Raw genomic sequence first — 7,265 nt, 5'->3', positions numbered from 1 at the left:
GGGTGGGGCCACCGCGGAAGGGGGGTGAAGGCGGCAGTGGGGTGGAGCCGGCGTCGTGCGTGCGGTCAGCGGCGGTGTCGTACGGCGATGAACCGCACGGGTGTGCCCGGCGTGGCCTGGGCCGCGGCCGGGAGGTCCGCCGGGTCGACGACCGCGATCACCGGATAGCCGCCGGTGGTCGGATGGTCGGCGAGGAAGACCACCGGGCGGCCGTCCGGCGGCACCTGGATCGCTCCCAGCACCATGCCCTCGCTCGGCAGCTCTCCCGGCCGCGCGCGGTCCAGCGCGGGGCCCTCCGTGCGCAGCCCGATGCGATTGCTCGCCGACGACACGGCGTAGGGACGGGCGGCCAGGGTGGTGAGCGCCGAGTCCGTGAACCAGTCGTGGCGGGGGCCCAGCGTGACCCGCAGGACCAGCTCCGTGGGCGGTGCCGGATGCGGAACGGCGTCCACGCACGCGTGCGGCCCGGTCGGGCGTCCCAGGGGGAGCACGGTGCCGTCCGCCAGCGGGGGAGGACCAAGACCGGACAGCAGGTCCGTGGACCGGCTGCCGAGGACCGGCTCGACGGTCACGCCACCGGAGACGGCGAGATAACTGCGTACCCCCGCGCGTGCCGCCCCGATGTCCAGCAGCGCGCCACCGGGGACCCGTACGGGCGCTCCCCAGGCCGCCGGGCGGCCGTCCACAGTGACCGCGCAGGGCGCGCCCCCCACGGCGACGGTGACCGTCGTGCGGGGCCGTACGGAGCAGCCGTTGACGGTGGTCTCCAGGACGGCCGCCTCCGGGGCGTTGCCCACCAGACGGTTGACCAGGGCGGCTGCGGGCGCGTCCAGGGCCCCCGAGCGGGGGACACCGAGGTGCGCGTGGCCGGGCCGCCCCCGGTCCTGGACGGTGGTCAGGGCACCGGCCCGGACGACGGCGAGGGCACGGTCGCTCATGGCGTCGCCACCGGGGTGAAGCGGACACGGGTGCCCGGCGTCAGCAGCGCGGCCGGCACGCGCGCGGGGTCCCACAGGACGGTGTCCGTCGTGCCGATCAGCTGCCAGCCGCCGGGGGAGGAACGTGGATAGACGCCCGTGTACGGGCCGGCCAGGGCGACCGAGCCCGCCGGGACGGCGGTACGGGGAGTGGCCCGGCGCGGCATCTCACGGGGCAGACCCGTCAGGTAGCCGAAGCCGGGGGCGAAACCGCAGAAGGCGACGCGGAACTCGACGGCCGCGTGGATACGGATCACCTCGGCCTCGTCAACGCCCCAGTGGACGGCGACGTCCGCCAGATCGGGCCCGTCGTACCTGACGGGGATCTCGACGACCTCCTCGGCGCGGGCCGGGGCGGGCGGCACCTCCCAGGAGACGAGGCGCTCGGCGAGACGGACGGGGGCCTCCAGACCGTCCAGAAGGACCGTGCGGGCCGCCGGGACGATCTCGGCGACCGCGAGGTCACCTGTGGCGCGGCGGCGCAGCAGCTCGGCGTGCAGGGCCTCGGCCTCCTCGCCCGAGTCCAGTTCGATGAGCAGCGCGCGAGCGCCGACCGGCATGGCCCTCATACGAACGCCTCCACACGGACCCCCGACGCGGTCAGCTCCGCACGCACCCGCCGCGCCAGCTCCACCGCGCCCGGTGTGTCGCCGTGCAGGCACAGAGAGCGGGCGCGCACGGTGATGTGCTCGCCGGAGTGGGAGACGACCGTGCCGGAGCGGGCCAGGGTCACCGACCGCTCGATGACCATGGCGGCGTCCGTGATCACCGCGCCGTCCTGGCTGCGCGGTACCAGGGTGCCGCGCTCGGTGTACGCGCGGTCGGCGAACGCCTCGGTGACCACGGGCAGTCCGGCCTGCTCCGCCACCTTCAGCAGGTGCGAGCCGGGCAGACCGAGTACCGGCAGCGTGGCGTCGGCGAGGACCACGCCGTCGACGACTGCCGCCGCCTGCTCGGCGTCGTGCACCACACGGTTGTAGAGCGCTCCGTGCGGCTTCACGTACGACACGCGCGTGCCCGCCGCGCGCGCGAAGACCTCCAGCGCGCCGACCTGGTAGGCCACCTCGGCCGCCAGCTCGGCGGCCGGTACGTCCATCGCGCGCCGCCCGAAGCCCGCGAGGTCGTGGTACGAGACCTGGGCGCCGATCCGCACCCCGCGCTCCGCAGCCAGCTCGCAGACCCGACGCATGGTGACCGCGTCCCCGGCGTGGAAGCCGCAGGCCACGTTGGCGCTGGTGACGACGGAGAGCAGTTCCTCGTCGTCGGTCAGCTGCCAGCGGCCGAAACCCTCGCCGAGGTCGGCATTGAGGTCGATCGACGTCATGGTTCCCATTCTCCTCTTTCCGCGCGGCCTGCTAGGCCACGCGGTACTGCTCGTCGCGGGCGTCCGTCAGGAACATCCGCCCGGGCGCGTGGGTGATCGCGAACGGTGGGCGCGACGCCATCACGGCGGCCTGCGGGGTGACCCCGCAGGCCCAGAACACCGGGATGTCGTCCGGCTCGGCGGTCACGGCCTCGCCGAAGTCGGGGCGGGAGAGGTCGGCGATGCCGAGGCCCGCCGCCTCCCCGCAGTGCACCGGGCCACCATGCACCGCCGGGAGCAGACCGCTCTCCCGGATCGCGGTGCCGAGGTGCTCGGGCGGCACCGGGCGCATCGACACCACCATCGGGCCGTGCAGCCGGCCCGCGGGCCGGCATTGGCGGCCGGTGACATACATGGGGACGTTGCGGCCCTGCTCGATGTGGCGCATAGGGACGCCGGCCTCGGTGAGCGCCCACTCGAAGGTGAAGCTGCACCCGATGAGGAACGACACCAGGTCGTCCCGCCAGACGTCCACCACGTCCGTCGGTTCGGCCACCAGGTCGCCGTGCTCCCACACCCGGTAGCGGGGGAGGTCGGTGCGCAGGTCGGCGCCCTCGGCGAGCGGGGTGGTCCAGGCTCCCGCGTCCGTCACGTCGAGCACCGGACAGGGCTTCGGATTGCGCTGGCAGAACAGCAGCATGTCGTACGCCCAGTCGGCGGGCACCGAGATCAGGTTCGCCTGGGTGTGCCCGGCGGCGATCCCGGCGGTGGGCCCCGGCAGCCCGGCGCGGAACCGGGCGCGGGCCTCACCGGGGCTCCACGCGTGCGCGTGCGGCTCGACCAGGGTCACGGGACGGTCCTGCGCGGTCGCGGGGTTCATACCAGCTCCTTCCCGCGCGTCTCCGGCAGACCGAGGAGCGCGACGGCCGCCAGGGCGTAGCCGATCGCGCCGAAGACCAGTGCGCCGCCCACCCCCCAGCTGTCGGCCAGGAAGCCGACCGTCGTCGGGAACACGGCGCCCACGGCGCGCCCGGTGTTGTACGTGAAGCCCTGCCCGGTGCCGCGTACGGCCACCGGGTACAGCTCGCTCAGGTACGACCCGAAGCCACTGAAGATCGCCGACATGCAGAACCCGAGCGGGAAACCGAGCACCAGGAGAAGGCCGTTGGCGCCGCTCGGTATGTTCGCGTACGCCAGGATGCACAGCGCCGACAGCACCGCGAACAGCCAGATGTTCCGCCTGCGGCCCAGCCGGTCGGTGAGGTAGCCGCCGGTGAGGTAGCCGATGAAGGCACCGGAGATCAGGAAGGTGAGATAGCCGCCGGTGCCGACGACGGACAGGTCGCGCTCGGTCTTCAGATACGTCGGCACCCAGGTCGCCAGCGTGTAGTAGCCGCCCTGGACGCCCGTGGACAGCAGCACCGCGAACAGCGTCGTGCGCAGCAGGCCGGGAGCGGCCGTGGTGCCGCTCCGGAAGATCGCGGCGAACGAGCCCTTCTCGGCGCTCCGCTCCCGCGCGGCGGCGGCCTCCGGGGCGTCCTCGACCGAGCGGCGCACCCAGACGACGAGGAGCGCGGGCAGGGCACCCGTCCAGAACATCACGCGCCAGGCGAGGTCGTCGCCGAAGACGGAGAAGACCACCGTGTAGACGATCACGGCGAGTCCCCAGCCCACGGCCCAGGAGCTCTGGATCGCGCCGAGGGTGCGCCCCCGGTGCTTGGCGCTCGCGTACTCGGCGACCAGGATCGCGCCGACCGCCCACTCGCCGCCGAAGCCGAGGCCCTGGAGGGCCCGGAAGACCAGCAGCGTCTCGTAGTTGGGCGCGAAGCCGCAGGCCACGGTGAAGACCGCGTAGGTGATCACGGTGATCATCAGGGCCTTCACCCGGCCGATCCGGTCCGCCAGCACGCCCGCGGCGGCGCCGCCGATCGCCGAGACGACCAGCGTGACCGTGGTGAACAGGCCGGTCTGACCGCTGTCCAGCCCGAAGTAGGCCGCGAGCGCGACCATGCTCAGCGGCAGCGTGAAGTAGTCGTACGAGTCGAGGGCGTAGCCGCCGAACGCGCCGCCGAAGGCCCGGCGGCCGCGCGGACCGAGGGCACGCAGCCAGCCGAACGCGCCGTCGTCAGCGGCCTGTGCGCCTGCCGGGGGCCGAGATGCGGTCGTGGGGGCCGAGGAGGAGTGAGGTGGCGAGGAGGAGTGAGGAGTCGAGGGCGGGGGAGGGGTCGAGCTCATGAGCACCTCGCAATGAGGGACGGAGGATGCGTGAGGGGTGAGCCGTGCCGTCGTGCCTGGTCGGGCGTGCCGAGCCGCTGTGCCGTGTCACGTGCCGAACTGTTGTGCCCTGTCGGCGTGCCAAAGCCGTGTGCCGTGCCGCGTGGGGGCGGCCGGCGCCGGGTGGGGCGAACCGTGGCGGGGTTCGGGGCGCCTGTCCAGCAAGGTAGAGGATCGTTGAACGATCCTTCAATACCCATGTTGTCTCGTTCTGATGTCTGCGGTTGAATTCGGCGCATGGCCGCCGAACTGACGGGACTTGCCGACGACCGGGCCCTGCTGGGCCGCACCAGCACCGCCGAGCGGGTTTCGGACATCCTCCGGAGCCGGATCGCCGAAGGCTTCTTCCCGCCGGGCACCCGCCTGTCCGAGGACAGCATCGGCGGCGCCCTCGGGGTCTCCCGCAACACCCTCCGGGAGGCGTTCCGCCTGCTCACCCATGAACGGCTCCTCGTGCACGAGCTCAACCGCGGAGTCTTCGTGCGGGTCCTCACCGTCCAGGACGTCGAGGACATCTACCGCACCCGTCGGCTCGTGGAGTGCGCCGTCGTCCGCGGGCTCGGCGAACCGCCGTACGGCCTCGACGCGCTGGCCGAGGCGGTCGACGACGGTCAGCGGCAGGCGCGGGAGGGCGACTGGAAGGGCGTCTCCACCGCCAACATCCACTTCCACCGCGAACTGGTCGCCCTCGCGGGCAGCGCCCGCACCGACGAACTCATGCGCAGCGTCTTCGCCGAACTGCGGCTCGCGTTCCACGTGGTGGACAACCCGCGCAAGCTCTACGAGCCGTACCTGGCGCGGAACCAGCTGATCCTCGGGACGCTCCAGCGAGGCGAACGCGACCGGGCCGAGGAGATGCTGGCCGAGTACCTCGACGACTCGCTGCGGGGCCTGGTCGAGGTCTACGGCCGCCGGGTGGCCGACGTGTCCTGAGCGGGCCGCGGCCGAGCCGGCGGGTCGTGATGCGGGGCGAGCGGCCGGTGGTACGGCGTTCACCCGGCCCGGTGACGTGGCGTTCTCCGCCCGGCCCGGTGGCCCGCCCGGCGCAGCGATTTGGGTCGCTGTCAGACCCAGGACCTAATCTGTGCACCGTGACTTCACCCGTATCGACGGACAGCGTTCCGCCCCAGCTCGGCGCGGGGCCGCGCCCGGCGCCGGGCCCGGCCGCCGACGAGGGCCTGGCGCGGCGGCTGCGCGCGCTCGCCTGCACCGCGCCGCTGCACGACCTCGACGCGCGCAAGGCCAACCTCGCGGGTGAGTACTCGGTGTACGGCATGGCGGAGGTCGCTCTCGCCGCCATCGACCTGGTCACGCTCAACATGGACTTCGACACCGGCGCCGACCACGACCAGATCGTCGCCCGGCTCATCCCCCGTATCGCCGCCCAGGCCCCGCGGCGGCCCGTCGAGGAGCACGAGCGCGTCGCCCGCTGGGTCCTGGAGAACCTGATCAACGTCGGCAGCGTCGACCGCGGGTTCCGCGCCGTCTACGGCACCTTCGCCTCCGACGGCACCTATGTGCGCCGCGACTACGACTTCAAGCTGATCGAGGAGGTCCCCGGCTACGGAGGCGGGGTCTACCTCCGCACGACCGACGAGGCCGTCAACGTCCTGGTGGGCGCCCTCGACACCGACGTCACCAGCGCGCAGATCGCCGCCGAGGTCAAGCTGGAGGTCCTCATCAGCCGGGGTCGGCTCGCCGACGCCCAGCTCGCCGCCGAACAGGCGCGCTACCGGACCGTGCAGTACTCGGAGACCCTCCGCAAGGCCCTGGACGCCACCCGGCGCAACGTCCGCGCGGTCGACTGGCTCCAGGCCGTCCCCGACATGATCGCCGAGGCGCTCGACCACGTGGCCGACCGCTACCGCCACGAGAACGCGATCCTCACCAACATCCGCAAGGCCCGCGACGAGTCCGAGGACCCCGAGCAGAAGCGGCGCGCCGCGGAGCTCGTCGACATCGTCAAGGACTGCATCCGGCGGCACACCCAGTTGCAGTCCCGGCTGCTGGAGGCGGGCCCGCTGTTCCGCGCCGAGCAGGACCGGCAGGCCTTCGCCACCCCCATGACGACCTCGGGGACCGACCTCTACGGTCATCTGCTCGCCCCGCTGCTGCCGCTGCCCGTGGAGCAGGCCAGGCGGGTGACCGACGCGTTCTTCGCCCGCGGGACGGGGCTGCGTACGCCGGGCTCCGCGCGGCTCGGGGACCTCGTCGACCTCCTGTTCACACCGCCGGTGGAGCGGGAGCACCTGGGCGCTGAGATGCCGGAGCCGGACCTGATCGCCACCCCGGACGACAGCCGGTTCAGCGAGGCGCAGCTGGCCGCGGCGATGCGCCTGCTGGACCTGCCCGCGGACGCGCCCCGACGGCTGTCGGGACTGCTCGTGGAGGCCCGGCGGTCCGACCCCGAACTGCCCTACCTCGTCGCTCTGCTGGCCGTGCACGCGGCCAGCCCCCCGGTCGGCACTGCCTACCGGCAGGGGGAGGAGAAGCTGCTCTTCGCCGTGGACGACGGGACGGAGCTGGACGACCCGGAGTTCGGCGGGGCCGACCTCATCGTGGGGACGGCACTGCTGGACGCGGCCGGGATGGCGGCAGACCGTTCGGAGGCGGCATGAGAGCGCCCTCGGGCCCCCGGCCCGACCCCGCCCGCGGCCGGTTCCCGACCGCATGCGGCCTGCCATCCGCCCCCGCTGTCGCTGTCCCCCGTT

At 73.4% G+C, this 7,265-nt stretch carries 7 protein-coding genes; 2 read left to right on the top strand and 5 right to left on the bottom strand.

Features of this window, described 5'->3' with window-relative positions:
• Nucleotides 1–65 precede the first annotated feature (65 nt).
• The 5 genes from AOK15_RS14000 to AOK15_RS13980 are packed head-to-tail and all read right to left on the bottom strand — an operon-like array spanning nt 66 to nt 4,515.
• Entirely contained in the window at nt 66–938 is an 873-nt protein-coding gene (locus AOK15_RS14000) for a 5-oxoprolinase subunit C family protein (protein WP_055516441.1), read from the bottom strand.
• Nucleotides 935–1,546: a 5-oxoprolinase subunit PxpB gene (gene pxpB / locus AOK15_RS13995; protein WP_055516439.1), complete on the bottom strand. Its 612-nt coding sequence runs from the start codon at nt 1,544–1,546 to the stop codon at nt 935–937. The genes AOK15_RS14000 and pxpB overlap by 4 nt, the downstream gene beginning before the upstream one ends.
• On the bottom strand, nt 1,543–2,301 hold the full coding sequence (locus AOK15_RS13990; protein ID WP_055516437.1) for a LamB/YcsF family protein: 759 nt from the start codon (nt 2,299–2,301) through the stop codon (nt 1,543–1,545). The genes pxpB and AOK15_RS13990 overlap by 4 nt, the downstream gene beginning before the upstream one ends.
• A gap of 31 nt (nt 2,302–2,332) precedes the next feature.
• Nucleotides 2,333–3,160 carry a putative hydro-lyase gene (locus AOK15_RS13985; RefSeq protein WP_055516435.1) on the bottom strand — a complete coding sequence of 276 codons (828 nt, stop codon included), beginning with the start codon at nt 3,158–3,160 and terminating at the stop codon, nt 2,333–2,335.
• Nucleotides 3,157–4,515, bottom strand: a complete 1,359-nt coding sequence (locus AOK15_RS13980; protein WP_055516433.1) for an MFS transporter — start codon at nt 4,513–4,515, stop codon at nt 3,157–3,159. The genes AOK15_RS13985 and AOK15_RS13980 overlap by 4 nt, the downstream gene beginning before the upstream one ends.
• A 276-nt stretch (nt 4,516–4,791) precedes the next feature.
• Here AOK15_RS13980 and AOK15_RS13975 point away from each other — a divergent pair, with 276 nt between their 5' ends.
• Entirely contained in the window at nt 4,792–5,487 is a 696-nt protein-coding gene (locus AOK15_RS13975) for a GntR family transcriptional regulator (RefSeq protein WP_055516431.1), read from the top strand.
• Between the two features lie 158 nt (nt 5,488–5,645).
• Nucleotides 5,646–7,172, top strand: a complete 1,527-nt coding sequence (locus AOK15_RS13970; RefSeq protein WP_055516429.1) for a hypothetical protein — start codon at nt 5,646–5,648, stop codon at nt 7,170–7,172.
• The last annotated feature ends 93 nt before the right edge of the window (nt 7,173–7,265 follow it).

The sequence above is a fragment of the Streptomyces ossamyceticus genome (assembly GCF_001418475.1).
Taxonomy (GTDB): Bacteria; Actinomycetota; Actinomycetes; order Streptomycetales; family Streptomycetaceae; genus Streptomyces; species Streptomyces ossamyceticus.
The sequence above is the reverse complement of the archived record's forward strand: the minus strand, read 5'-3'. Positions and strand labels throughout refer to the sequence as shown.